The organism is Amycolatopsis methanolica 239, from assembly GCF_000739085.1.
GTDB classification, from domain to species: domain Bacteria; phylum Actinomycetota; class Actinomycetes; order Mycobacteriales; family Pseudonocardiaceae; genus Amycolatopsis_E; species Amycolatopsis_E methanolica.
In genome coordinates this window covers 2,262,462-2,287,825 of sequence record NZ_CP009110.1, presented here as the reverse complement: position 1 = coordinate 2,287,825, position 25,364 = coordinate 2,262,462, and the positions used below count along the sequence as shown (strand labels likewise).

21 protein-coding genes are annotated in these 25,364 nt (G+C 72.5%); 8 read left to right on the top strand and 13 right to left on the bottom strand.

The features are described 5' to 3' along the window. Positions 1-3: 3 nt before the first annotated feature. The 4 genes from AMETH_RS10955 to AMETH_RS10940 are packed head-to-tail and all read right to left on the bottom strand — an operon-like array spanning position 4 to position 5,808. The gene (locus tag AMETH_RS10955; protein ID WP_017981503.1) at positions 4-1,095 is read right to left on the bottom strand and encodes an NAD(P)/FAD-dependent oxidoreductase; all 1,092 of its coding nucleotides are present in this window, start codon (positions 1,093-1,095) and stop codon (positions 4-6) included. Beyond that, positions 1,092-2,117: a Gfo/Idh/MocA family protein gene (locus tag AMETH_RS10950; RefSeq protein ID WP_017981502.1), complete on the bottom strand. Its 1,026-nt coding sequence runs from the start codon at positions 2,115-2,117 to the stop codon at positions 1,092-1,094. Before AMETH_RS10950 ends, AMETH_RS10955 begins: the two co-directional genes overlap by 4 nt. Continuing rightward, positions 2,114-3,766, bottom strand: coding sequence for a hydantoinase B/oxoprolinase family protein (locus tag AMETH_RS10945; protein WP_017981501.1), 1,653 nt, complete (start codon positions 3,764-3,766; stop codon positions 2,114-2,116). The genes AMETH_RS10950 and AMETH_RS10945 overlap by 4 nt, the downstream gene beginning before the upstream one ends. Further along, positions 3,763-5,808, bottom strand: coding sequence for a hydantoinase/oxoprolinase family protein (locus AMETH_RS10940; RefSeq protein WP_017981500.1), 2,046 nt, complete (start codon positions 5,806-5,808; stop codon positions 3,763-3,765). The genes AMETH_RS10945 and AMETH_RS10940 overlap by 4 nt, the downstream gene beginning before the upstream one ends. 122 nt (positions 5,809-5,930) lie before the next feature. Between AMETH_RS10940 and AMETH_RS10935 the strand changes: the two genes are divergently transcribed. Next, positions 5,931-6,992 (top strand): LacI family DNA-binding transcriptional regulator, encoded by a 1,062-nt coding sequence (locus AMETH_RS10935; RefSeq protein WP_017981499.1) that lies wholly within the window; start codon positions 5,931-5,933, stop codon positions 6,990-6,992. 80 nt (positions 6,993-7,072) lie between these two features. Here AMETH_RS10935 and AMETH_RS41395 read toward each other — a convergent pair whose 3' ends face one another. From AMETH_RS41395 to AMETH_RS10920, 4 genes are all read right to left on the bottom strand, one after another. Next, positions 7,073-7,204 carry a hypothetical protein gene (locus AMETH_RS41395; protein WP_017981498.1) on the bottom strand — a complete coding sequence of 44 codons (132 nt, stop codon included), beginning with the start codon at positions 7,202-7,204 and terminating at the stop codon, positions 7,073-7,075. A gap of 80 nt (positions 7,205-7,284) precedes the next feature. Continuing rightward, positions 7,285-9,003 (bottom strand): serine/threonine-protein kinase, encoded by a 1,719-nt coding sequence (locus AMETH_RS10930; protein WP_017981497.1) that lies wholly within the window; start codon positions 9,001-9,003, stop codon positions 7,285-7,287. Between the two features lie 9 nt (positions 9,004-9,012). After that, positions 9,013-9,597 carry a CPBP family intramembrane glutamic endopeptidase gene (locus AMETH_RS10925; protein WP_017981496.1) on the bottom strand — a complete coding sequence of 195 codons (585 nt, stop codon included), beginning with the start codon at positions 9,595-9,597 and terminating at the stop codon, positions 9,013-9,015. Then, positions 9,594-10,472, bottom strand: coding sequence for an NAD(P)H-binding protein (locus AMETH_RS10920; protein ID WP_017981495.1), 879 nt, complete (start codon positions 10,470-10,472; stop codon positions 9,594-9,596). Before AMETH_RS10920 ends, AMETH_RS10925 begins: the two co-directional genes overlap by 4 nt. 141 nt (positions 10,473-10,613) lie before the next feature. Here AMETH_RS10920 and AMETH_RS10915 point away from each other — a divergent pair, with 141 nt between their 5' ends. The 4 genes from AMETH_RS10915 (at position 10,614) to AMETH_RS10900 (ending at position 13,776) form a co-directional block, all read left to right on the top strand. Then, entirely contained in the window at positions 10,614-11,138 is a 525-nt protein-coding gene (locus AMETH_RS10915; RefSeq protein WP_017981494.1) for a hypothetical protein, read from the top strand. Positions 11,139-11,218: 80 nt separating this feature from the next. Next, complete coding sequence (gene ligD, locus AMETH_RS10910) at positions 11,219-12,148, top strand: non-homologous end-joining DNA ligase (protein ID WP_017981493.1); 930 nt, start codon at positions 11,219-11,221, stop codon at positions 12,146-12,148. Positions 12,149-12,292: 144 nt separating this feature from the next. Further along, a complete protein-coding gene (locus tag AMETH_RS10905; protein ID WP_017981492.1) occupies positions 12,293-12,478 on the top strand; it encodes a CsbD family protein in 186 nt (61 codons plus the stop codon). Positions 12,479-12,540: 62 nt separating this feature from the next. Next, positions 12,541-13,776: a benzoate/H(+) symporter BenE family transporter gene (locus AMETH_RS10900; protein ID WP_017981491.1), complete on the top strand. Its 1,236-nt coding sequence runs from the start codon at positions 12,541-12,543 to the stop codon at positions 13,774-13,776. Here the strand turns inward: AMETH_RS10900 and AMETH_RS10895 are convergent. The 5 genes from AMETH_RS10895 to benA form a co-directional block, all read right to left on the bottom strand. Next, the gene (locus AMETH_RS10895) at positions 13,771-16,359 is read right to left on the bottom strand and encodes a LuxR family transcriptional regulator (RefSeq protein ID WP_017981490.1); all 2,589 of its coding nucleotides are present in this window, start codon (positions 16,357-16,359) and stop codon (positions 13,771-13,773) included. The genes AMETH_RS10900 and AMETH_RS10895 overlap by 6 nt on opposite strands. A gap of 9 nt (positions 16,360-16,368) precedes the next feature. Then, on the bottom strand, positions 16,369-17,679 hold the full coding sequence (locus AMETH_RS10890; RefSeq protein ID WP_017981489.1) for an MFS transporter: 1,311 nt from the start codon (positions 17,677-17,679) through the stop codon (positions 16,369-16,371). Positions 17,680-17,747: 68 nt separating this feature from the next. Next, positions 17,748-20,390 (bottom strand): benzoate 1,2-dioxygenase electron transfer component BenC, encoded by a 2,643-nt coding sequence (gene benC, locus AMETH_RS10885; RefSeq protein ID WP_017981488.1) that lies wholly within the window; start codon positions 20,388-20,390, stop codon positions 17,748-17,750. A gap of 10 nt (positions 20,391-20,400) precedes the next feature. Continuing rightward, positions 20,401-20,907 (bottom strand): benzoate 1,2-dioxygenase small subunit, encoded by a 507-nt coding sequence (gene benB, locus AMETH_RS10880; RefSeq protein ID WP_017981487.1) that lies wholly within the window; start codon positions 20,905-20,907, stop codon positions 20,401-20,403. Next, entirely contained in the window at positions 20,904-22,253 is a 1,350-nt protein-coding gene (gene benA, locus AMETH_RS10875; protein ID WP_017981486.1) for a benzoate 1,2-dioxygenase large subunit, read from the bottom strand. The genes benB and benA overlap by 4 nt, the downstream gene beginning before the upstream one ends. Before the next feature lie 219 nt (positions 22,254-22,472). Here benA and AMETH_RS10870 point away from each other — a divergent pair, with 219 nt between their 5' ends. From AMETH_RS10870 to catA, 3 genes are read left to right on the top strand one after another with little or no spacing between them, the layout of a single operon-like run. Next, positions 22,473-23,375, top strand: coding sequence for a LysR substrate-binding domain-containing protein (locus AMETH_RS10870; RefSeq protein ID WP_017981485.1), 903 nt, complete (start codon positions 22,473-22,475; stop codon positions 23,373-23,375). Beyond that, positions 23,372-24,475, top strand: coding sequence for a mandelate racemase/muconate lactonizing enzyme family protein (locus tag AMETH_RS10865; protein WP_017981484.1), 1,104 nt, complete (start codon positions 23,372-23,374; stop codon positions 24,473-24,475). Before AMETH_RS10870 ends, AMETH_RS10865 begins: the two co-directional genes overlap by 4 nt. A 35-nt stretch (positions 24,476-24,510) precedes the next feature. Continuing rightward, positions 24,511-25,356: a catechol 1,2-dioxygenase gene (gene catA / locus AMETH_RS10860; RefSeq protein ID WP_017981483.1), complete on the top strand. Its 846-nt coding sequence runs from the start codon at positions 24,511-24,513 to the stop codon at positions 25,354-25,356. The last annotated feature ends 8 nt before the right edge of the window (positions 25,357-25,364 follow it).

The following is a 25,364-nucleotide window of genomic DNA, read 5'->3' as shown; positions in this document are numbered from 1 at the left end:
GTTTCAGGGCCGGAAGCGGTCCGGCCGGAAGGGCTCCAGCATCGGGTGGGGCTCGCCGGTGCGGATCTCGCCTGCCAGCAGCTCGCCGGCGATCAGGCCGAGCGTCGCGCCGGAGTGGGTGAAGGCGACGTGGCACCGCTGCACGGCGGACAGCTCGCCGAACACCGGCTCGCCGTCGCCGGGAATGGGCTTGCGGCCGAGCTTCCAGGACGCGGCGGTCAGCGTGACCCCGCCGTCCAGCAGCGCGGAGGCCTCGGCGGCGAGCTCCTTGACCACCGACTCGTCGATCGAGCACGTGCCGTCGGCCGCCTCGGTGATCCGGTCCTCGTACCAGTGGTGGTCCAGCGCGAACGTGCCACCCGGGTTGGGCCGCAGCGCAACGCGCGGAGTGTTCAGCACAGCCTTGACGCCGGCCTCGGCGGGTTGGGTGAGCACGAGCATCGACAGCGGGGACGCGTCCGGGATGGTCACGCCCAGCTCCGCGACGACGCCCGGGGTGGCGGCGCCGCAGGCCACCACGACGGCGTCGCCCTCGAACCGCTGTCCGCCCTCGGTGGTCACCCCGGTGGCCACTCCCCCGGCGGTCGTGACGCTCGCGCGCCCGGTCCCGGTGACGATCTCACCGCCGAGCGCGGTGAACTCCGCGGCCAGGTGCTCGATCAGGTGCGGCAGGGACACCCAGCCCTCGCCCGGGTTGTGCACGGCCACCTCGGGGAACGCGGCCGGGTCGAGACCGGGGTGGTCCGAGACCAGCTTCGAGTCGTAGCCGTGCGCGACCTCGGCGCGGTGCCGCTCCCGCATCGAGTCCTCGTCGAGGCTCCAGTGCAGGGCGCCGTCGAAGCGGAGCCACTCGCGGCCGGGGTCCTGCGCGAAGAGGGTGCGGTAGCGATCGATGCCTGCCATCCGCAGCGCGTGGTAGGCCGCCGAGCGGGTCCCGGCGGAGTTGAGCCAGGACAGCGACCGGCCGGAGGCGCCGTCGGCCAGCTCGCCCTCGGTCACCAGTGTCACCGCCACGCCGTCGCGCTGCAGATGCGTGGCCGTGGAGACGCCGAGAACGCCCCCGCCCACCACGACGACGTACTTGCCTGCGGTCATCGGGAAAGATCCCCCTTCTGGGCGTGTGCCCGTTCGATGATGCGAAGGACGTCCACCGCGTCGCGCGGATCGACCGGCGGTGCGCCGCCGGTGGCGATCGCGGTGGCGAGCAGCCGGTAGAACTCGCCGTAATCCCCGGGTTCCGGCTCGACGCGGCGGGTGTCGCCGGGGACGCCGAGCGTGCCCCAGTTGTCCCGCGGTTCGTGACCGAACCCGTCGTCGCCGGGCCGGGCGCCGTTCTTCAGCGCGTCCTCCTGCGGGTCCAGGCCGTGTTTCGTGTAGCCGGCCCGGTCGCCGAGAACGTGGAACCGCGGGCCGGGCAGCGCGGCGAGACCGGTCATGAACAGCCGGGACCGGGTGCCGTTTTCGTGGGCCAGCACGAGGAACGTGTCGTCGTCGCCGTCACCCGCGCCGCGGCGGAGGACGTCGGCGTGCACGTGCGCGACCGGGCCGAACAGCTGGATCGCCTGGTCGATCAGGTGGGTGCCGAGGTCGTACAGGATGCCGCCGCCGTCGGCCGCGCCCGCGCGCGCCTTCCAGTCACGTGGCCCCTGTGGCTTCCACCACTCGAACCGGGACTCGAAGGTGTGCACCCGTCCCAGCTCACCGTCGTCGAGCAGGCGCCGCAGGGTCCGGAAGTCGCCGTCCCAGCGCCGGTTCTGGAACACCGTGAGCATGCGGCCGGCGAGGTCGGCCTGCTCGATCAGCGCCTCAGCCTGCGCGCTGGTCACCGCGAACGGCTTGTCCACCACCACGTGCAGGCCGTGGTGGAGCGCCTCCGCGGCGAGGCCCGCGTGCGTGGGCGGCGGCGTGCCGATGACGGCCAGATCGAGTTCGCGGGCGAACAGCTCGTCGGGGGTCGCCACGACCGTCGCGTGTGGATACTCGGCACGGGCTTGCGCTGCCCGCTCCGCGTTCCCGGTGACGATGTAGTCGAGCGAGTAGTTCTCGTCGGCGGCGAGGAACGGGGCGTGGAAGATCCGCCCGGCCACCCCGAAACCGATCACCGCGGTGCGGATCACGACTCCACCCCATACACGGTCCGGGCGCGCTCGGCGGAGATCCGACCTTCGGCGACGTCCCGGCGCACCTGGTCCGGGTCACGGTCGGACGGCGGCCCGTAGCCGCCCGCCCCGGCGGTCCGGATCGACACCCGGTCGCCGGGCTGCAGGCGCGTGTAGCCGTGCTCGACCGGTTGCGCCCCTTCGGCAAGCTCGACGCTGGCGCTCGCGCCGGGCCCGCCGCCGAACAGCCCCCACGGCTGCGAGCGCTGCCGCGAGGTGTCCAGCCAGAAGTGCACGTCGGACTCCTCGACGCGGACCGTGCGCAAGATGCCCATGCCGCCGCGGGTGCGGCCGTCGCCGCCGGAGTCGTCGACGAGCGCGTACTCCTCGACCACCAGCGGGTACTCGGTCTCCAGCGCCTCGACCGGCAGGTTGCTGGTGTTGGTCATGTGCACCTGCACGCCGTCCATGCCGTCCTTGCCCAGCCGCGCGCCGCAGCCGCCGCCGATCGTCTCCAGGTAGACGAAGTAGCGGCCGGTGCGGCTGTCCACACCGGAGAAGTGCACGCCGGTGTTGGCGCCGTTGCTCGCCGCGGTCACGGTTTCCGGCACCGCGGTGGCGAGGGCACCGTGGATCAGGTCGACCACGCGCTGGCAGGTCTCGCTGCGGCCGTTGACCGCGGCGGGTTCGGCGCAGTTGAGCACCGACCCGCGCGGGGCGTTGATCGTGACCGGCCGGTGCAGGCCCGCGTTCGGGATGATGTCCGGGTCCACCAGGGTCTTGAGCGAGTAGTAGACCGCCGCGTGCAGCGCGGTCCACACGACGTTGACGCTGGCGCGGACCTGCGGCGGCGCGGTGAAGTCGAACGTGACCTCGTCGCCGTGCACGGTGACGGTGACGCCGAGGTCGAGTTCGTCGTCCAGCTCGGGGCAGTCGAAGCGGTCCGCGAAGGTGTACGTGCCGTTGGGGACCTTCGCGATGGCCGCGCGGGTGCGCCGCTCGGTGTAGTCGAGCAGCGCCGCGGCCGCCGCCACCAGCGTGTCGCGGCCGTACCGCGAGGCCAGCTCGGTGTAGCGGGTGACGGCGAGCCGGTTCGCCGCGATCTGGGCACGCAGGTCCGCGCGGCGCTCGTGCGGCACCTGGCAGTTGAGCAGGATCAGCTCGAACAGGTCGGTCTGCAGCTCGCCCCGGCGCATCAGCCGCACCGGCGGGATGCGCAGGCCCTCCTGGAAGATGTGCGCGTGGCCGCGGTCCCCGAAGTCGGCGTGGTGGGCCAGGTTCGCCACCCACGCGGTGATCTCGCCGTCCAGGAACACCGGCGACACCAGCACGATGTCCGGCAGGTGCGAACCGCCGCCGGTGAACGGGTCGTTGCCGATGAACGTGTCGCCGTCCTCGATGGTCCCGGCCGGGTAGCGGCGGGTGATCTCGTCGACGATGCCCATCAGCGAGCCCAGGTGCAGCGGCGAGCCGCCCTCGTCCTGGGCGAGCATCCGGCCCGCGGCGTCGAACAGCGACGCGGTGCAGTCGCGGCGTTCCTTGATGTTGGTCGAGTAGGCCGCGCGCACCAGCGTCTCGCCCATCTCCTCCACGATGGACGACAGCGCGGAGCCGATCACCTCGACCAGCACGGGGTCCTGCATGGTCTTCCCTTCCGTGTGGGTCATCGGCCCACCGTCACGACGAGGTTGCGCAGCTCGTCGACGACGGCGACGTCGCCGGGGAGCAGCAGCGTGGTGGTGTCCATCTGCTCGACGACCGCGGGGCCGTCGACGCGGTGGCCGGGTTCCAGGAGCCTGCGGTCGTACACCGGGCATTCGGTGAACCCGCCGCTTTCGGGCAGGTAGACCTCACGGGTGGCGCGGATCGCGGCGCTCGCGTCGGCGTCGCCGAGCGGGGCGCGGTGCAACTCGGCGCGGGCCACCTCGCCGATCGCGCGCAGGCGGAAGGTGACCACCTGGACCTCGTCCTCGGCCGAGGAGTACCCGTACATCCGCTCGTGCTCGGCGGCGAACCGCTTGGTCAGCTGGGCGACGGTGTCCGCCGTGATCCCGCCCTCCGGGACCGCCACCGGCAGCTCGTGGTTCTGGCCCGCGTACCGCATTTCGGCGAACCGCTCGACACGGCGGCGCTCGGCCGGGACGTTCTCCTCCACCAGCCACGCCGTCGCTTCGGCCTCCAGCTCCGCGAACACGCCGGCGACGGTGGTTTCGTCGGGCGGCGAGATGTGGGTGCGCAGGAAGTCGGCGCGGATGTCGGTCATCAGCAGGCCCGCGGCGCACTGAGCGCCCGGTGTCTCCGGCACCAGCACGGTGCGCATGCCCAGCTCGCGCGCCAGGCGCACCGCGTGCAGCGGGCCGGCGCCGCCGAAGGGCACCAGGACGTAGTCGCGGGGGTCGTAGCCGCGCTGGACCGAGATGACGCGGATGGCGCGTGCCATGTTGGCGGTGATGACCCGCACGATCCCCTGCGCAGCGTCGAGCACGTCCATCCCCAGTGGACCGGCCACTGTGGACACCGCCCGGCGGGCCGCCTCGGCGTCGATCTTCATCTGCCCGTCCAGCAGGTACTCCGGGTTGAGGACGCGCAGCACCACGTTGGCGTCGGTGACCGTCGGTTCCGTGCCGCGTCCGTAACACGCCGGGCCCGGATCGGCGCCCGCGCTGCCCGGGCCGACCTTCAGCGCGCCGCCCGCGTCGATCCACGCGATCGAACCACCACCGGCGCCGACGGTATGAATGTCCAGCATCGGCGCGCGCACCGGCCTGCCGTCGATCTCGGTGCCGCTGGAGGACTTGGGCACGCCGTCCTGGACGAGCGAGACGTCGGAGGACGTGCCGCCCACATCGAAGGTGATGATGTCCGGGTAGCCGGCCGCGCGCGCGATCTCGGCCGCGCCGACCACGCCGGTGCTGGGTCCGGAGAGGACCATGCGGGAGGGCATCCGCTCGGCCGTCTCGAACGGGATGATGCCGCCGTTGGACTGGGTGACATGCGGGGTCGCCCGCAGGCCGAGCTCGCCCAGCCTGGTGCGCAGTTTCGCGAGGTAGCGCGCGACCACCGGGCCGAGGTAGGCGTTGACGACCACTGTGGACAGACGCTCGTACTCGCGGAACTCCGGCAGCACGGCCGAGGACACCGAGACGTGCACGCCGGGCAGTTCCTCGGCGAGGATGCGTTCCGCGGTCCGCTCGTGGGCGGGGTCGACGAAGCTGTAGAGGAAGCAGACGGCGACGGCTTCGACATTCTGCTCGCGCAGCTCGCGGGCGAGCGCGCGGACCTGGTCCTGGTCGAGGGCGCGCTCCACCCGGCCGTCGTGGCGGACCCGCTCGTCCACCTCGAGCCGCTGGTCGCGCGGCACCAGGGCGGCGGGCTTGTCGGCCTGCAGGTCGTAGAGCGACGGGCGGCGGCCGCGCCCCAGTTCGAGCAGGTCGCGGAAGCCGGCGGTGGTGAGCAGGCCGGTGCGCCCGCCGCGTTCGGTGAGCAGCGCGTTGGTGCCGACCGTGGTGCCGTGGGCGAAGTAGCCGACGTCGCCGAGGTCGCGTCCGCCGATCTCGGCGAGCAGCTGGGACACGCCCGTCACGATCGCCCGGCCGGGGTCGTCCGGGGTGCTGGACACCTTGCGCACGTAGAGGCGCCCGGTCTGCTCGTCGAAGGCGCAGACGTCGGTGAACGTGCCACCGGTGTCGACGCCGATCCTAAGTGTCATGTGCTGGGCCTCGCTTGAGTGAGAACCTTCTCAGTACCTGTTGGGTGAGAACCTTCTCAGTCGGTAGTAGTCTCAGTCAAGACTTGGTTTGCAAACGGCTTGTTACCGGGGGAGGCACGCAGGTGACCACGCACGGAGCCTCGCTGATCGACGTGGCCCGCGCGGCCGGGGTCTCGACGGCGACCGCGGGGCGCGCGCTCGGCGGGTACGGACAGGTCAGCGAACGGACCAGGGAGCGGGTGCTGGCCGCGGCGGCCGAGCTGGGGTACCGGCCGAACGGGCTGGCGCGCAGCATGGTCACCGGCAGCACGCAGACGATCGGCGTGGTGGTGACGGACGTGGCGAACCCGTTCTTCGCCACCGCGTTGCGCGGGATCACCGACGTGACGTCGCCTGCCGGGTTCGAGGTGCTGCTGGCCAACACCGGCGGCGTGCTGGAAGCCGAGCAGCGGGCGGTCAGCGTGATGTCGGAGAAGCGGGTGGACGGTGTCATCGTCGCGGCGGCGCGCCCGGGCGAGGGGGCGCACCTGCGGCGGGCGATGGACGCCGGGGTGCCGGTCGTGCTCATCGACCGGCAGGTCAGCGGGGTGCCGGAGGCCGACAGCATCACCGTGGACAACGACCACGCGGCGGCGGAGGCCGTCGGCCACCTGACGGAGCTGGGACACCGGCGGATCGGGGTGATCACGGAGGCCGGTGACCAGCTGGCGCGCGTGCGCACGGGCAACCGGCGGCGCGGGCTTTTCCCGAGCGCGGTGCGGCTGCGGGGGTACGTGAGCGCGCTGGAGGCGGCGGGGTTGCCGGTCGACGCCGGGCTGGTGGCGTCGGCGCGGTACGACCGCGAATCGGCCTACGACGCGATGAACCGGCTGCTGGACCTCCCGGAACCGCCGACGGCCGTGCTGTGCACCGACAACGTGCTCGCGTCGGGCGCCTACCGGGCGGCGCAGGACCGCGGCCTGCGGATGCCGACGCAGCTGTCGCTGATCGGCTTCGACGACGAGCCGTGGACGACGCTCGTGCGGCCCGAGCTGACGATCGTGGAGCAGCCGACCTACGACCTGGGCGCCCGCGCCGGACGGCAACTGCTGGACCGCATCGCGGACGGCGCCGCGCCCCGGCGGCCGCAGCACATCCAGCTCCGGGCGAAGCTGGTCGCGCGGGGCTCGACCGTGCCGCGGTAGCCTTTCGCCGATGCGGCGCCCCCGGGACCGCGCACAGCTCCCGCGCGGGCGTCGCCCAGCAACGCGGGGGCCGGCCTCGATCAGGCTTCCTCGCCGGGGCCGCTGGGCGTGCGGTCCTCGGGCAGGGAGTTGTCCTCCTCACCGAGGCCCTCGTCCTGTTCGGTGGCCGGGCGGGCTTCCTCGTCCAGGTCTTCGCGGCGGGGGTCGGTCATCGTGGTCTCCTAGCGGCTAGCCGACCGCAAACCCGCGCGACCGGCGCCGGTCACCCTCTGGAGAAAACTGCGTGGGCTGGTCAGTTGCGGTCCCGGCCGTGTCCGCGGCCGGGCTTGTGGTCGTCGCGGTCGTCGCGGTCGTCGCGGTCTCCCGTGTCGCCGCCGCGTGGTGGTTCGGCGGCGGTTGCCGGGGTGGGTGACGGCGGTGGGGGCGGCGGTGTGCTCGTCTCGCTGGTCAACACGGCGTCGCTGTCGATCAGGGGGGCCGGGGCGGCCGGGATCAGCCCCAGGTGGTGCGTCTCGGTGACCACGCGGCCGTCCTCGAAGGTGTACGCGATGGTCACCGACACGGTGTTGTCGGCGACGACGGCGGGCGGGGTGGTGACCGTCAGTGCCGTGATGCCCGCCCACTGGGCGCGGTAGGCGTCCTGGCCCTGCGCCTGCATCTTCGGGCCGAGGTGGGTCCACGCGTTGTCCGGCCGCGCGGGCAAGAGGGCGTAGTACTCGCGCACCGTCCCGGTGATCGCGGCGGCGTCGAGCGCCACGGGCGGCGGGGCCGGAGCCGGGGCCGGCGGATCGGGCGTGAGCTGGGTGAACAGGATGACGACCGCCAGCACGGCGAGCACGGCGCCCGCGATGGGCAGCAAGAACCGGCGCTTCGACGCGACGAGCCCGGCGACCCGCTTGTCCAGCCGCGTCCCGGCACCGCCCGGCTCGGCCACCGGAGTGTTCAGCCGCGTCGCAGCGCCAACCGGCTCGGCCACCGGCATGTCCAGGCGCGTCCCAGCTCCGACCGGCGCGTTCACCCGCGTCCCGGCACCGCCCAGCCCAGCAGCCGGCGCGTTCACCCGCGTCCCACTGTCAACCGGCCCGGCGACCGGCGCGACGGGCACGGTCGGTGAGGCCGGTGTCACAACGGGTTGCGTCCGGGCGCGCGCGGGGTTCAGCGTGCGCGGCGGCACCGGCTGCCCGTCGGCGACCGCCTGCAGCGCGGTCACCACCTGCACGGTGCTGGGCCGCTGGGCGGGGTCGGGCCGCAGCATCGCCATCAGGACCGGGGCGAGCGGGCCCGCGTGCTCCGGTTCCGGGACCTCCCCGGCGGCGACGCGGTGCAGCAGCGCGATCGGGTTCTCGTCGTCGCCGAACGGCGGCGCGCCCTCGACCGCGTCGTAAAGCGTGGCGCCGAGCGAGAACACGTCGGAGTCGGGCGTCGGCTCTTCGCCGCGCGCGATCTCCGGCGCGAGGAACATGGGTGTCCCGGAGACCAGGCCACCCTGCGTCAACGCCGAATCACCGGTCGCGCGGGAGATGCCGAAGTCCGCGATCTTCACCGTGCCGTCGTCGGCGACAAGCAGGTTACCCGGTTTGACGTCGCGGTGCACGATCCCGGCCGCATGTGCGGCGGCCAGCGCGGCGGCGGCCTGCAGCCCGATCCGCGCGACGGCCTCTGGTGTGAGCAGCCCCTGCTCGGCGACGACTTCGGCGAGGCTGCGGGACGGCACGTATTCCATCACCAGCACGGGCTGGCCGTTGTGCTCGGCGACGTCGTGCACGGTGACCACGTTCGGGTGGCGCAGCCGGGCAGCGTTGCGCCCTTCGCGCAGGATCCGCTGCCGCGCCTGCTCGCTCTGCGCCGGGCCCGGCCACAGCTGCTTGACCGCGACCTGGCGCTCCAGACGCTCGTCGCGGGCCAGCCAGACGACGCCCGTGCCGCCGGCTCCGACGCGGCTCTCCAGCCGGTACCGCCCGGCGAGGAGGTTGCCGGCGCCGTCCACGGTCAGTCCGTCCGTAGTCGTCACCCGATCAGGTTACGGACCGGCCTTCTCCGGGACGAGAGCGGGCAGCCGCCACACCATCAACGCAGACCACACCACGTGCGTGACCACCGGCGCCAGCACCCCGCCACCCGACCGCCGCTGCCACGCGAACACCGTCCCCATCACGGCGGACGCGGCAACCAGCGCGGGATTGCGGGTGGCCGTGGTGGTCAGGACGTACACGGCAGTCGACCCGGTCGCGCCCAGCGTGTTGTAGACCGGGCCGCGGAAGAAGAGCTCCTCTGCCGCGCCGTTGGCCAGCGTGGTGAGCAGCACGGCGCCACCGTTGCCCGCGGTCGCGTAGCGGAGCACGCCCTGCAGCGCCCGGCGCAGCACCGGGATCCGCCGGGCCACCCCGGCACCGGCACGGAACACCGCAAACGCGCCGACGCCGGCGGCCACCGGGCCCGCGCCGATCCGGCCTGCCGGCGTCCGGTCGAGCAGGCTCCCGGCGGCCCACACCCCCGCCACCGCCGCCGTCGAGCCCACGAATTCGGTCGAACCCGGCTTCCGCGACAGGGAGTACCCCAGCAGCCCGGCCCCTGCCGCGGTGACCAGCCCCAGCGCGGTCTTCACGACCCGGCTCGCTCCCGCAACGCGGCCACCACCGCGGCATCGAAGCCCATCGGCTCGAACGGCACGACCTCGCGCAGGCTGTGGTCCCGCACGACGACCTCGTTGGTCATGGAGTCGACCAGCGACCGGCCGGTGCGGGCGTCCACGTCGGTGACCAGCGCCAACCACAGCGACGACAGCTTCGGCGACAGCAGCGGCACCGGCACGATGACCCGGAACCGGCCCTCGATCCGGGCCACACGCTTCAGCATGTCGCCGTAGGCCAGGACGTCCGGGCCGCCTGCCTCGAACACCCGCCCCGGCGGCACGTCCAGCAGCGCGACCAGGTACCGGACGACGTCGGCCAGCGCGATCGGCTGGGTGCGGGTGCTGACCCACCGCGGGGTGACCATCGCGGGCAGGTGCTCGACCAGCTGGCGCGTGATCTCCCAGGAGATCCCGCCGTGGCCGATGACGATCCCGGCGCGCAGCACGGTCACCGGCACGCCCGCCTCTCCCAGCAGGCCCTCCACCTGACGGCGGCTGCGCAGATGCGGGGACAGGTCGTCGGCGTCGTCGCCGAGCCCGCCGAGGTAGACGATGCGGGACAGGCCGGCGTCCGCGGCGGCGCGGGCGAAGTTGCGCGCGGCACGGGCGTCGCGGCGTTCGAAGTCCGGCTCGCCCAGCGAGTGGACCAGGTAGTAGGCCGCGTCGGCGCCGGTCAGCGCCTCACTCAGGGATCCAGCGTCGTGCACATCCCCGTGGACGGGTTCACCCGCGCCGGCGTAGTCGTCCGGGCGCCGGGTCATCGCGACGACGTCGTGACCGGCCTCGGCGAGCGCCGGGCACAGGCGCCGCCCCACGAATCCGGACGAACCCGCGACCACGACCCGCACCAGGACGGGAGAACCGTTGCAAAATCGCGGCATGATGCGACGGTAGTCCACGGTGGCCCCGCCCGCAGCGGGGAGCGGGAACCGCCCGGGCCCGCGGCGAGTCGGAACCGGGAACGATCATCCTCCCCGGAAGGCTGCCTGATGACCGACCCCGTGCCGAACCTCGGCAACGACGCCACGGCGACCCTGTTCGACGCGATCGACTTCGCGGTCGAAAACGCGGAAACGACCGAGTCCGGGTTCGTGCCCTTCGTGCTCGCCGTCCTGCCCGACGGCGAGAAGGTCGCGACGCGCTACGTCGACTCCGAGGAGAATTTCACCGTCGAGGGCAGCGTCGCGCTGGCCCGGCAGGACCTCGCCGCGGCCGACCCGCTGCCGCGTCACGTCGCGCTGGCCTGGGACGGCTTCCTGACCCTGGACGAGGACCGGACCGAGGCCGTGTTCGTCGACGCCTACGAGCAGGGCAGGCCGGAAGGCGTGCGGTTCGCGCAGCGCTACTACCGCACGAGCGACGGCCTGGAGATGATCGGGAACCCGTTGCTGCTCAGTCACCGCCCCGAGCCGATGCTGCCGCGACCCGCCGGGCCCGGAGGTACCGGGCGCATGGCCGCCTTCGCCCGGATCCAGGAGATGGTCGACCGGCGGCGGCAGGAGGAGCCGCACTGATCCTGCTCCCCTGGCTCCGATGGCGTGCCGGGTTAGCCCGGCACCCCGCCGCGGCGCGGATTTCACGCTAGGTTCGGCCCATGGCCAAGGGCGAGGCGGTGGAGCTGGAGGTCGGGAACCACACGGTGCGGATCTCGAACCCGCAGCGGGTCTACTTCCCGGCGCGGGGCGAGACGAAGCTGGACCTGGCGCGGTACTACCTGTCCGTCGGCGACGGCATTGTGCGGGCGCTGCGGGAGCGGCCGTGCATGCTGCACCGGTTCCCGTCCGGGGTGAGCGGCGACAAGGTGCACCAGAAGCGCGTGCCCGCCGGGGCGCCGCCGTGGCTGGAGACGGTGCGCGTGCATTTCCCGCGCTACAACCGGCATGCCGACGAGCTGTGCGTGACCGAGCTGGCGCACGTGATCTGGGCGGTGCAGATGAGCACCGTGGAGTTCCACCCGTGGAACTCGCGGCGGGCGGACACCGAGAAGCCCGATGAGTGGCGCATCGACCTCGATCCCGGCCCGGAGGCCCACTTCGCCCGGGTGCGGCGGGTGGCGCACGTCGCGCACGAGGTGCTCGACGAGCTGGGCGCGCCGGGGTGGCCCAAGACGTCCGGTGGCAGCGGCCTGCACATCTACGTGCGGATCGAGCCGCGGTGGGGGTTCAGCGAGGTGCGGCGGGCGGCGCTGGCGTTCGCGCACGAGCTGGAGCGCCGCGCCCCGGACGACGTCACCACGACGTGGTGGCGCAAGGACCGCGACCCGGCGCTGGTGTTCGTCGACTACAACCAGAACGCGCGCGACCACACGATCGCGAGCGCGTACTCGGTGCGGGGCGTGCCCGAGGCGACGGTATCGACGCCGATCGCGTGGGACGAGGTGGACAACGTCGAACCAGGCGACTGCACGATCGCGACGGTCCCCGCCCGGTTCGCGAAGCTCGGCGACCTGCACGCGGGCATCGACGACACGGTCTACTCGCTGGAGACGCTGCTGGAGTGGGCGGACCGCGACGGGCTGGATTGACCCGCGGCGCGGAACTCGCGGTCTCGCGACGGCCGCGGGATGCCTCACCCTTGTCCTCGCCACGCACCTGACTTCCCCGATGGCCGTCGAATAAGGACCATCCGGCCGGGTAATCCCAAGGCTCACCGACCGGAAGGACCGGAGATGAGCACCGACGACAAGGCCCAGAACAAGGCCGAAGAACTCAAGGGCAAGGCGAAGGAAGGCCTCGGCAAGGCCACCGGCAACGAGCAGTGGGAGGCCGAGGGCAAGGGCGACCAGGGCAAGGCCGACGTCAAGCAGGCGGGCGAGAAGATCAAGGACGCGGCGAAGGACGTGTTCGACCGCTGACCCCGGTGGCACACGCCACAACAGGGTGTACGCATGGCGTTCGGTAAGTTCAGCATGCGTACATGAGAGTCGACGAGGAGATCAGCGCGCCGCGGTTCGAGCGTCCGCCGGCACCGGTCGCCGGGCCGCGGCGGGTGCGCCGGGACCTCACCGGCGCCACCCTGACCAACGGCGTGATCGGCCTGGTGTTCTCCGCGACCGGGCCGATCGCGGTCATCCTCGCCGTCGGGGTGCAGGGCGGCCTGAGCCCGGCGCAGCTCGCGTCGTGGATCTTCGGGGTCTTCTTCCTCAACGGCATCCTCACGGTGCTCGCGTCGTGGCTGTACCGGCGGCCGCTGGCGTTCTTCTGGACGATCCCCGGCACGGTCGTCGTCGGCGGGTCGCTGACCCACCTGACCTGGCCCGAGGTGCTGGGCGCGTTCGTGGTCACCGCGCTGCTGATCCTGCTGATCGGCCTTACCGGCTGGGTGCGCGCGGTGATGGCCGCGCTGCCGATGCCGATCGTCATGGCCATGGTCGCCGGGGTGTTCCTGAAGTTCGGGCTGGACCTGGTGACCGCGCTCGGCGCGGACCCGGGCGTCGCGGTCCCGATGGTGGTGGTGTTCGTGCTGCTCAGCGCCCTGCCAGCGGCCGGGAGACGGCTGCCGCCGATCCTCGGCGCGCTGCTGGCCGGCGCGGTCGCCGTGGCGGTTTCCGGCCGTTTCTCCCCTGCCGGTTCCGGCTGGCTCGCCGAGCCGTTGCTGCAGGCACCCCGGTTCACCTGGCCCGCGTTGCTGGAACTGGTCGTGCCGCTGGCCGTGACCGTGCTGGTGGTGCAGAACGGCCAGGGCGTCGCCGTCCTGAAACAGGCCGGGCACGAGCCGCCCACGAACGTCGTGACCATCCTGTGCGGACTGTGGTCGCTGCCAGCCGCGGCGGTGGGCGCGGTCTCCACGTGCCTGACCGGGCCGACGAACGCGCTGCTGGTCGCCTCGGGCGAGCGGGACCGCCAGTACACGGCGGCCGTCGTGTGCGGGGCCGGCGCGGTGGTGGCCGGCCTGTTCGCGCCGGCATTCGTGCGCCTGATGCTCGCGACGCCGCCCGCGTTCATCGCGGTCCTGGGCGGGCTGGCGATGCTGCGGGCGCTGCAGAGCGCCTTCGCCACCGCCTTCCGCACCCGCTTCACCCTCGGCGCGCTGGTGGCGTTCCTGGTGACCGTGTCCGGCGTGCAGCCGTTGCACATCAGCTCCGCGTTCTGGGGCCTGGTCGCGGGGCTGGCGGTGTCGTTCTTGCTGGAGCGCGGCGACTTCCGCTCATGACCGCCGCCGGGCGGCCAGCTCCGCGCGCGAGCGGATGCCGAGCTTGGCGTAGATCCGGGTCAGGTGGTACTGCACCGTCTTGGTGGACAGGAACAGCTCCGCCGCCACCTCCCGGTTGGACAGTCCACTCGCGACCAGCTGGGACACCGCCTCCTCCTGCGGGGTGAGCTCGCCGAACCCGCGGCCCCGCGGGACGTGCACGCCGCCCGCCTTCAGCTCGCGGTCGCAGCGCGCGACGTACGTCGCGGCGCCCAGCGCGGCGAACACGTCCCGCGCGGCGCTGATCACCGCGTCGGCCTCGCGGCGCTTGCCTGCCCGGCGCAGGATCTGCCCGTAGGCGAAGTTCACCCGCGCCAGGTCGTACCGCAACGGCAGGTCCTCCAGCAGTTCCAGCGCCTCGTCGAACGCCGCCCGCGCCCCGTCGACGTCGCCCTGCGTGCCGAGCAGCCGTCCCCGCGCCGCGCCCAGCCTGGCCCGCGCCGAGACGCGCCCGCGCCGCGCGGCGAGGCGTTCGTGCGGCGCCAGGAACGCGTCGGCGTCCGCGGTCTTGCCCTCCAGCACCAGCGCGTGCGCGTACATGTCCGCCCACGGCCACAACCCCGGCTCGTCGATGCTGCCGCCCGCCCACGGCATCGTCAGCGGCCGCAACGCCCGCAGCACCCCGGCGGCGTCCGCGCGCGCCTCCGCGACCTGCGCCCGCGCCAGGCACGACGGGACCCGCATGATCTCGTAGTCCTGCGGCCCGGCGTCGGCGCGGCGCAAGGCCTCCTCGGCACGCTCCCAGTCGCCCCGGAGCGCGTGCACCGCCACCGCCGTCCACGCCAGCAGCGGCCCGGCCAGCACGATCCCCGAGCGGTCCAGCAACGGCTCCGCCTCCGCGACGGTGCGCAGCGCGCCGTCCCACTCCCCCGCCAGGAACTGCGCCCGCGCCAGCCAGCCGCGTGCCCACAAGGAAATCCGGGTCGAACCGCCGAGGAACGTCGTGGGCACCGCGATCTCCAGGTCCACTCGCGCCTCGTCGATCGCGTCGACCATCAGGTTCAGCCAGCCGCGGCCCATCTGGATCCGTTGCGCCTGCGCGCCGTGCTGCACCCGTTCGGCCAGCTCCGCGTACCCGGCGAGTGCCTCGTCCGGACGGCCGCTGCCGGCCAGGCCCAGCCCGCGGATCGCTGCCGCCTCCACCGCCGCCGGGGCGTCGGCGGGCACCAGCGAGATCGCCCGGTCCGCCCACCGCACCAGGTCCTCGGCGCGGCACCGCGACAGCGAATGCAGCACATAGCGCTGGCAGATCAACGCCGCGACGTCCGGCTCCCGGCCGGTGTTGACCAGCCCCCAGGCGCGGCCCAGCCGGGTTTCCGCTTCGGCGGCGCGACCACGCACGATCGCCAGGTAGCCCAGCACGGCGTTGCGCAGCGGTGTTTCCCGCAGGCTCTCCACCTCCGGCACCAGCGCCGCGGCGGCGAACGCGTCCCCGGCGCCGATCAACGCGTCCACCGCGCGGGTCAGGCGGCTTTCCCGCTTCAGCCGGTCGTCGGTGAGACGGCTGGCGTCGGACAGCAGTGACGCCGCCACACCCCACGCGCCCTCCGCGGCCCGTTCCGCGGCCAGCTCGTCGAGCCGGTCGGCGACGGCCGCGTCCGGCACCGGGGAGGCGGCGACCAGCAGGTGCATGCGGCGCACCGGGTCCTCGATGAGGTCCGCGGCCCGGCGGTGGGCGTCCGCGGCGGCGGCCGGGCCCATCGCGGCGAGCACCGCGGCCCGCACCATCGCGTCCGGGGGCCCGGCTTCGGTGAGGCCGTGCGGGGCGAACTCGGCGAGCCCCGCGGCGCAGGCCTCGTCGAGCAGGGGCAGCACGTCGCCGTCGACCCCGGCCAGCGACGCCGCGTCCCGCACAGCGGTGCCCGGGCCGAGCACTGCGACGGCCTCGACGAGCCGGCGCGCCTCGGGCGAGCAGGACGCCAGGCCCTCGCGCACGCGCGCGGCGACGGCGGCGGGCGCGGGCAGGTCCGGGTCGAACCGCGCCCACGTCGACCGCGGCACCTCGGCGAGCAACTGCACGACGTGGCGCGGGATGCCGCCGGTGTGCCGCCAGAGCCGCTCGGCCATCGACGGGTGCAGCAGGACGCCGTGCGCGGCGGCCAGTTCGCCGGTCTCCGGCGCGGTGAGCGGTTCCAGGCGCACCGTGGTAGTGGCGGCCCGGTGCAGCAGTTCGAGCGCGGCCGCGGGCACCCGGTGGTCGCCGCTCACGCAGGTGGCGACGACGAGCGACCGGGCGTCGCGGTCGTGCCGGACCGTGGACACCAGAGTGCGCAACGACTCCAGGTCCGCCCACTGCGCATCGTCCACAATGACCACACCGTCGGCACCGCCGAGCTGGGCGAGCACACCACCGGCGCGGCCGGTCTCCCACGGCGCCCCGGCCGCGCGCCGCGCGCCCTCGCAGCGGGCGGCGAACTCGTCGGCCAGCGCCGTCCTTCCCACCCCGGCCGGGCCGGTGACGAGCACGAACGCCGGCGCCGCCACGCTCTCCAATGCGGCGAGCGCGGCGGCGCGGGCGATCAGCTGCGGGCGACGGTGGACCACATGGTCACTCTAGGCGGGCTCCGGCGCGACGGCGGGCACCGGAACGTCGGCGTGCTGTGCCCGCGGCACCAGCGCGGTGACCAGCGCCGCGGCGAGCGCCACCCCGGCGAAGATGTAGAACGCCGTGGTGCCGCCCAGGCCGGCGCCGACCAGCAGGCCGCCGATCACCGGCCCCACGATCCCGCCGAGCCTGCCGAAGCCCGCGCACCACGCCACACCCGCGGCCCGCGCCCGCGTCGGGTAGTAGTTGGACACCAGCCCGTAGATCAGCACCTGGGTGCCGATCGTGCCGACCCCGGCCACGGCTACCGCGAGCAGCAGCGCGGCCAGCGGCAGGTCCAGCGGCAGCAGCGCGAGCGTGAGCGCGGCGAGCATGAACGTGGTGACCACGACCCGCTTCGCGCCGGCCCGGTCCGCCCACAGCGACGCGAGCATGCCACCGACGATCGCGCCGAGGTTGAGGACCAGCAGGAAGGTCAGCGAGTAGCTCTTGCCGTACCCGTTGTCCGCCATGATCTTCGGCAGCCACGTGTTCAGCCCGTAGGTCAGCAGCAGCCCGGCGAAGCTCATCAGCCCGAGCAGCGCGGTCGGCCAGGCCAGTGCGCGGGTCGCCAGCGCCGGGAAGCCCAGGCGGTCGGTCACCGGCGGCTCGGCGACCAGCGGCACGCCGGTCCGCTCCGACACCGCGCGCGCCTCGTCCACCCGGCCGCGGGCGGCGAGCCACTTCGCCGACTCCGGCAGCTTGACGACCGCCAGCGGCAGGACCAGCACGATCGGCAGCGCGCCCACCCAGAACAGCCCGCGCCACCCGACGGCGTCGGCGAGCGCGATCGCCAGCAGCGACGCGAGCACGCCACCGGCGGGGACTCCGCTGTAGACGATCGCGTTGAGCCGGTTGCGCCGCCCCGCGGGCGCGAATTCGGCCACCAGGGCGCCGACCGTCGCGACGAGTGCGCCGACGCCGATGCCGGTGAAGAACCGGCCGAAGCCGAACGCCGTGACGTTCTGGGTCAGGGCGGTCAGCCCCATGCCGGCCGAGAACCAGGCCAGGTTGACCAGCATGATCTTGCGGCGGCCGATCCAGTCACCGAGGCTGCCGGCGGCCAGCGCCCCGACGAGCACGCCGATCAGGGCGTAGCTGCCCAGCGCCCCGGCCTGGCCCGCGCTGATGTGGCCGAGATGCGCGGGATCGGCGAGCAGGGTGGGCAGGACGGTGCCGTAGACGACCAGGTCGTACCCGTCGAAGACGAGGGCGATCGTCGACAGGGCGACCACCCAGGACACGGTGCGCCGCGCAACGTTCGCGTCGGTGTCGGACATGATGGCTCCCGGTGTGGGGTGGGGAGGGGAGGGGAGGGGAACGGCGGCCCCGGGCGGGGCGGCCGGGTTCAGCCGAGGTCGCCCCCGGCCACCGGCAGGACGGTGCCGGTGATGTAGGAGGCCTCGTCGGAGGCCAGGAACGTGATCGCGGCGGCCTGCTCGTCGAGCGTGCCGTAGCGCTTCATCAGCGAGGAGTTCACGGTCTGGTCGATGTGCGCCTGGAACCAGGCGCGCTCCTGCTCGGTCTCCAGTGCCGATCCGCCGCGGCTGATGCGGCGGGGCGGCGCCTCGGTGCCGCCGGGCGCGGTCGCGACCACCCGGATCCCGGTGTCGGCGTACTCCAGCGCGAGCGACGCCGTGATGGCGTTGATGCCGCCCTTCGCCGCCGAGTACGGGATGCGGTGGATGCCGCGGGTGGCGGCCGAGGAGACGTTGACGATCACGCCCCGCCCCCGCGCGGCCATCGACGGCAGCGCGGCGCGGCACGAGTACAGCGTGGTCATCAGCGACCGGCGGATCTCGGCGTCGATCTGGTCCGGGGTGAACTCGGTGAACGGCTTGAACCAGATCGCGCCGCCGACGTTGTTGACCAGCACGTCGATGCGGCCGTACCGGGCCAGCGCCGCCTCGGCCACCGCCTGCGCGCCGGCCCAGGTCTCCAGGTCGGCCAGCACCGGCAGGGCCTCGCCGGTCAGCTCGTCCGCCACGTCCTTGACCAGGGCGGCGCGGTCGGCGAGGACGACCGTGCCGCCCTCCGCGCTGATCCGCCGCGCCACCCGCTCGCCGATGCCCTGCGCGGCGCCGGTGACCACGACGACCTTGCCGTCGAACCGGCCGGGGCTGATGAACCGCGGCCGCCGCGCGGCCTTCTTATCGTCCATCGCCCGGCGCATGGTGGTCTTCGAGCGTTCGGCGTGCTCGGCGACCAGGCGGCGCGCGGCCGCCCGGTCCCCCGCCTCGAACGCGGCCACGATGTCCAGGTGGTCCTGCGTGCAGCGGGGGTGGCACCAGGTGGCGTCGCGGAGCGTTTCGGTCATGTGGCCCTTCACACCGAGCGCGTGGTAGGCCTGCAGGAGGTGCTCGTTGCCGGTCAGGGTGAACAGGTAGTCGTGGAAGGCCGCGTTGGTTTCGGTGTAGGCGGCCGCGTCGAGGAACCTGTCACCGTCCACATAGGGCAGAGTGGCCTCGGCGAGCAAGCGGTACCCGGCCAGCTGCTGGGAGGACAGCCGGCCGATCGTGATCTCCACCGCGCCCAGCTCCAGGGCCTGGCGTGCCTCGAACACGGCGTCCGACTCGTGCACCGACGGGTGCTCCTCGCCGATCTCGTACCGCCCGGGCTCGGTGAGCGGGGCGATTTCGGCTCGGGGCAACATCTCCTGCCCCGCGATGGCGCGTGCCTGCGCGGGAAGCGGGGTGTCACCTGGATCGAGGGCGCCGCCGGCGCCGCCCGGCCAGATGAGCTGCCCGGCGATGGCGCGCCTGGTCTGGCCTTCGTCGGGGACCGCCCCGCCGCGCAGCGGCGCGAGCTCGGCGGGCGGGAAGATCGCCTGCCCGGCGACGGTCCGGCTCGCCCCCGCGCGCTCCGGCGAAGGGGACGCGGAAACCGGAGCGGCGGGGGCCTCCGGCGCCGGGGGCGCCGGAGTCTGGACGGCCGGAGCGGATTCGGGTTCGGCCTTCGTCTCCACCACCGTGGGTTCGGCCGTCGTGGCGGCGAGCGCGAACTTCTCGTAGTAGAAGCCCGTCGGCTGCAGGCCGGCGTCGGTGAAGTGCTTGCGCACCGCCTCGACCATCGGCGGCGGGCCGCACAGGTACACGGCCACGTCGCCGCCGTGCAGGTGCTCGTCGCGGATCAGGCTGGTCACGTAGCCCTTGTTGGGGGCGCTGGAGTCCGGGGCGGCGACGCAGTAGTCCCACGTCAGCCCGTCCACCTCGGCGGCCAGCGAGGCGAGCGTGTCCAGTTCGACCAGGTCGTCGTCGGTGCTGACGCCGTAGACGAGGTGCGCCGGGCGCGACGCCCCGCAGGCCCGCATCGCGCGCAGGATCGACAGGATCGGCGCCAGCCCGGTCCCGCCGGCCAGCAGCAGCACCGGATGGTCGGTCTCGCGCAGGAAGAAGCTGCCGTTCGGGCCAGTGAAGCGCAGCTCGTCGCCGGGCGCGGCCCGCTCGGTCAGGTAGTCCGACATGACGCCGCCCGGCGTGAGCTTCACCAGGAACGTCAGTTCCTTGTCGTCCGGCGCGTTGCTGAACGAGTAGGAGCGGGTCTGCCCGGTGCCGGGGACCTCGATGTTGACGTACTGGCCGGGCAGGAACGCGAGCTTGTCGCGGTCCGGCGTCTCCAGCGTGAGGGCGAACGTGGTGGGCGACAGCCGGTCCAACCCGGTCAGCGTGGCCGAATAGGTCGCCGCCTGGGTCTTCGCGACGGCCGAGGTGCTGGCGATCTGCAGCACCAGGTCGGAGCGCGGCTTCATGCTGCACGGCAGCACGTAACCCCGGGACGCCTCGTCCGGGGACAACGCGTCGTCGATGTAGGTGCCGCCGTCGTAGTCGCCGGACTCGCAGAACGCCTTGCACGTCCCGCACGCCCCGTCGCGGCAGTCCAGCGGGATGTTGATGCGCTGCCGGTAGGACGCGTCGGCGACCGTCTGGTCCGGCTCGCACTTGATGAAGCGGGTGACACCGTCCTCGAAGGACAGTGCGACCTGGAAAGCCATGACGCCTCCCTCAGATGTGGTAGACGTCGACGACGTGGTGGATGTAGTCGTTCTTCAAGATGACGGTCTTGCGGCGGATCAGCGGTGACTCGCCGGAGAAGTCGATCGTGTAGAACGACGTGCCGTAGTACGGGTCGACGGTCTTGTAGCGGAAGTACATGGTGTGCCAGTTGAACCGCACGTCCACGATGTCGCCGCGGCGCTCGATCAGCTCCACGTTCGTGATGTTGTGGCTGGTGCGCGGCTCCGGGATCGACGTGGCGCTGGAGCGCTCGGTGCGGATCCGGAACACCCGGTCCTCCAGCCCGCCCTTGTTCGGGTAGTAAATGAGCGAGACCTGGCTCTGCGGGTCCTCGGTCAGCAGGTCGTCGTCGCCCCAGGAGGGCATCCAGAACACCACGTCGTCGGCGTAGCAGTCGAGCCACTTCTCGAACTCGCGGTCGTCGAGGTAACGCGCCTCGCGGTAGAGGAACTGCTCGATGTCGGTCTGCGTGATGGTCTTGGTCGCGCTGGTCATTCCGCCGCTCCGATCGCCTTGCGGAGGGTGTCCCGCCAGTAGCCGTGCTGCACCGGGTACAGGCCCTCGTCCTCGTTCTTCTGTCCCGCCGAGATGACGCCCTTCATGTCCAGCGCCAGCGCGACCTCGTCCGGGCCGGTGAGCCAGTGCTCGGCGCCGCGGCTCATGTCGTTCCACGGCGCGGCGGTGGCGCGGAAGGTGAGCTGGCAGGAGCGGAACTCCTCCAGGTCGTCCGGGGTGGCCATGCCGGAGGCGTTGAAGAAGTCCTCGTACTGCCGGATGCGCCAGGCGCGGGCCTCGGCGCTCTCCCCCTTCGGCGCGATGCAGTAGATCGTCACCTCGGTTTTGTCCGGCGCGATCGGCCGGAAGTGCCGGATCTGGGTGGAGAACTGGTCCATCAGGTACACGTTGGGGTACAGGCACAGGTTGCGCGACCCCTTGACCATGAACTCGCCCTTGGCGTCGCCGAACTGTTCCTTCAGCTCGTCCATTCGGTTCCACAGTGGACGGTCCTGCGGGTTGGCGGCCCACGTCCACAGGCACAGGTGCCCGTGCGGGAACGACCAATAGCCGCCGCCGGACTTGCCCCAGCTGCCCGCGTCGAGGGTCTTGGTGTCGTTCTTGGACTCGCCGGTGTTGCGCCGTGCGGTGGTGGCCGCGTAGTTCCAGTGCGTCGCGGTGACGTGGTAGCCGTCCGCGCCGTTTTCGGCCTGCACCTTCCAGTTGCCGTCGTAGGTGTAGGTGGACGAGCCGCGCAGCACCTCCAGCCCCTCCGGGGACTGGTCCACCAGCATATCGATGATCTTGGTGGTGTCGCCGAGGTGCTCCTCCAGCGGCAGCACGTCGGCGTTGAGGCTGCCGAACAGGAACCCGCGGTAGCTGTCGAACCGGGCGACGCGGGTCATGTCGTGCGAGCCACCGGTGTTGAACGAGGGCGGGTAGCCGGCGCCGTCGGGATCCTTGACCTTGAGCAGCTTGCCGTCGTTGCGGAAGGTCCAGCCGTGGAACGGGCAGGTCAGGGTCATCCGGTTGTCGGTCTTGCGGCGGCAGACCATCGCGCCCCGGTGCGCGCACGCGTTGATCAGGCAGTGCAGCTCGCCGCCGGAGTCACGTGTGATCACCACCGGCTGGCGTCCGATGTAGGTGGTGAAGTAGTCGCCCGGGTTCGGGACCTGGCTCTCGTGGGCGAGGTAGATCCAGTTGCCCTCGAAGATGTGCTTCATCTCGAGTTCGAAGATCTCCTCGTCGGTGAAGATCCGGCGGTTCGCCCGGTAGATCCCGGCGTCGCGGTCCTCCACGACGGCGTCGGCGAGGACCTCCGACACGTGGTCCAGGGTCTCGGTCATGGAAACCTCCAACGGCCTCAGCGGCACTGCTCGGCTTCGGTGTTCCCCTGACCTTGACAAGTGGTGGCCCCAGTCACACCGGGCGATTACCTAGTCCTGACCCAGGGTGCTATTAATCGACAGCATCGATCAATCGAGACTGAATCGCTCCTTGTCTTGACTCAATATCCGTACCTACGGTGAATGAATCCACGACGAGGAGCGGGAAGGAGGCCGGCGATGGAGTTGCGTCACCTGCGGTACTTCACCGCTGTGGCCGACACCTGCCACTTCGGGAAAGCCGCCGAGCGCCTGCACATGGCGCAGCCTGCCCTGTCGCACGCGATCCGGCAGCTGGAGGCCGAACTGGGCGCGCCCCTGTTCACGCGCACGACCCGGCAGGTCCGGCTCACCCCGGCGGGTGAGTTCCTGCTGGGCGAGGCGCAGCGGGTGCTGGACACGGTCGAGGACAGCGTCCGCGGGGTGCGCCGCATCGCCGACGGCCGCCTCGGCCTGGTGCGGGTGGGGTTCACCGGCACCTCGGCGTTCTCGCACCTGCCGCGTATCGCCCGCGCGGTCAAGCGGGACCTGCCCGGCGTCGCCGTCGAGGTGCACGCCGACCTGCTCACCCCGGCCCAGTGCGACGGGCTGCGCAACGGCGACCTCGACTTGGCCGTGCTGCGCCCGCCCGCACGGGGCGAGGACATCGATCTGCACACGCTGGAGGTCGAGCCCCTGATCCTCGCCGTGCCCGCCGACCACCGGCTCGCGGTCGAGCCCGTCGTGTCGATGGCCGACCTGCGCACCGAGGGGTTCATCAGCTACGCCGCCAAGGACTCCGTGGTCAACGACGCCGTCATGCGCAGCTGCCAGGCCGCCGGGTTCAGCCCGCACCGCGAGCACGAAGCGGCTGGCACGGCGGTGCTGCTCGCGCTGGTCGCCGGCGGGCTCGGCATCGCGGTGCTGCCCGCGTCGGCCCGGGCACTGCCGCTGGCCGGGGTCGTGTTCCGCGACCTCGCCGACGCCGGCGCCGTCGAGCTCGCGCTCGCCTGGCGCCGCGACAACGACTCCCCGCTCGTCCGGTCGGTCCTCGAGGTGCTCGAGGCCGCACTCGCCCCGCAACCACACGAGGTCACTCGATGAAGATCACGCGCGTGGAGGCGATCCCGTTCGCCATCCCGTACCGCAAACCGCTCAAGTTCGCCTCTGGCGAGGTGCACGTGGCCGAGCACGTGCTGGTGCGAGTGCACACCGACGACGGGGTCGTGGGTGTGGCGGAGGCGCCGCCGCGGCCGTTCACCTACGGCGAGACGCAGGCCGGGATCATCGCGGTGATCGAGAAGATCTTCGCGCCGCAGGTGGTCGGCCTGACCCTGCTCGAACGCGAGACGATGGCGTCCCGGCTGGGCCGCACCGTGGGCAACCCGGCCGCGAAGGCCGCCATCGACATGGCCGTGTGGGACGCGCTGGGCCGCACGCTGGACGTGCAGGTCACCGAGCTGCTCGGCGGCTACACCGACCGGATGCGCGTGTCGCACATGCTCGGGTTCGACGAGCCGGCGGCGATGGTCGCCGAGGCGCAGCGCATGCGTGATGTGCACGGCATCACCACGTTCAAGGTCAAGGTGGGGCGCCGCCCGGTCTCGCTGGACACCGCCGTCGTGCGGGCCCTGCGCGAGGGCATGGGCGACGACGTCGAGTTGTACGTCGACGGCAACCGGGGCTGGACAGCCTCGGAGTCGGCGGTCGCGATGAAGGAGATGTCCGACCTCGGCCTGCTGTTCGCCGAGGAGCTGTGCCCCGCCGACGACGTGCTGGGCAGGCGCTGGCTGGTGTCGCAGCTGGATGTGCCGTTCATCGCCGACGAGTCGGCCGTCACCCCGGCCGATGTGACGCGCGAGATCCTGGCCGGCTCGGCGACCGCGATCAGCATCAAGACCGCGCGGACCGGCTTCACCCACTCGCAGCGCGTGCACCACCTCGCCGAGGGGCTCGGGCTGGAAGTCGTGATGGGCAACCAGATCGACGGCCAGATCGGTTCCGCGTGCACTGTCGCGTTCGGAGCGTCCTACGCGCTCACCTCGCGGCGGGCCGGGGAGCTGTCGAACTTCCTCGACATGAGCGACGACCTGCTCACCGAACCCCTGGAGATCCACGACGGCGAGCTGCACATCCGTCCCGGCGCCGGGCTCGGCATCGAGATCGACCCGGCCAAGCTCGACCGATACCGCCAGGACCACTGAACTCCCCCGGATATCAAGGAATCAAGGAGGATCCCATGACCGCCACCCACCACGCTCCCGCCGCGGCGGAGTCCGGCGCGAGCGCCACGGCCCGGTTCAAGAGCGACAAGTTCGCCGCCGTCGCCGACACCCCGAAGGAGCGGGTGTCGCTGCTGGCCCGCGAGGTGCTCTCGGCCGTGCACGAGACCATCCGCAAGCACAAGGTCACCTACGACGAGTACAACGCGCTGAAGGCGTGGCTGATCCAGGTCGGCGAGGACGGCGAGTGGCCGCTGTTCCTGGACGTGTGGGTCGAGCACGTGGTCGAGGAGGTCGCCACCTCGCACCGCAAGGGCAACAAGGGCACCATCGAGGGCCCGTACTACGTGCCCGGCGCGCCCGAGCAGGGCTCGCGCGGCTCGGTGCCGATGCGTGAGGGCGAGGGCGGCACGCCGCTGGTGTGGACGGGCCGTGTCACGTCCGTCGACGGCACGCCGCTGAAGGACGCGAAGGTCGAGCTGTGGCACGCCGACGCCGACGGCCTGTACTCGCAGTTCGCGCCCGGCATCCCGGAGTGGAACCTGCGCGGCACCTTCTCCGTCGAGGAGGACGGCTCGTTCGAGATCCACACCGTGCGGCCCGCGCCGTACCAGATCCCGACCGACGGCGCGTGCGGCAAGCTGATCGCGGCGGCGGGCTGGCACGCGTGGCGCCCGGCGCACCTGCACGTCAAGGTGTCCGCCCCGGGCCACGAGCTGCTCACCGCGCAGCTGTACTTCCCCGGCGACGAGCACAACGACGACGACATCGCCTCGGCGGTCAAGCCGGAGCTGCTGCTGGACCCGAAGCCGGCCGAGCGCGGCGAGACGGTGACCTACGACTTCGTGCTCGACCCGGCTTGATACTTTCT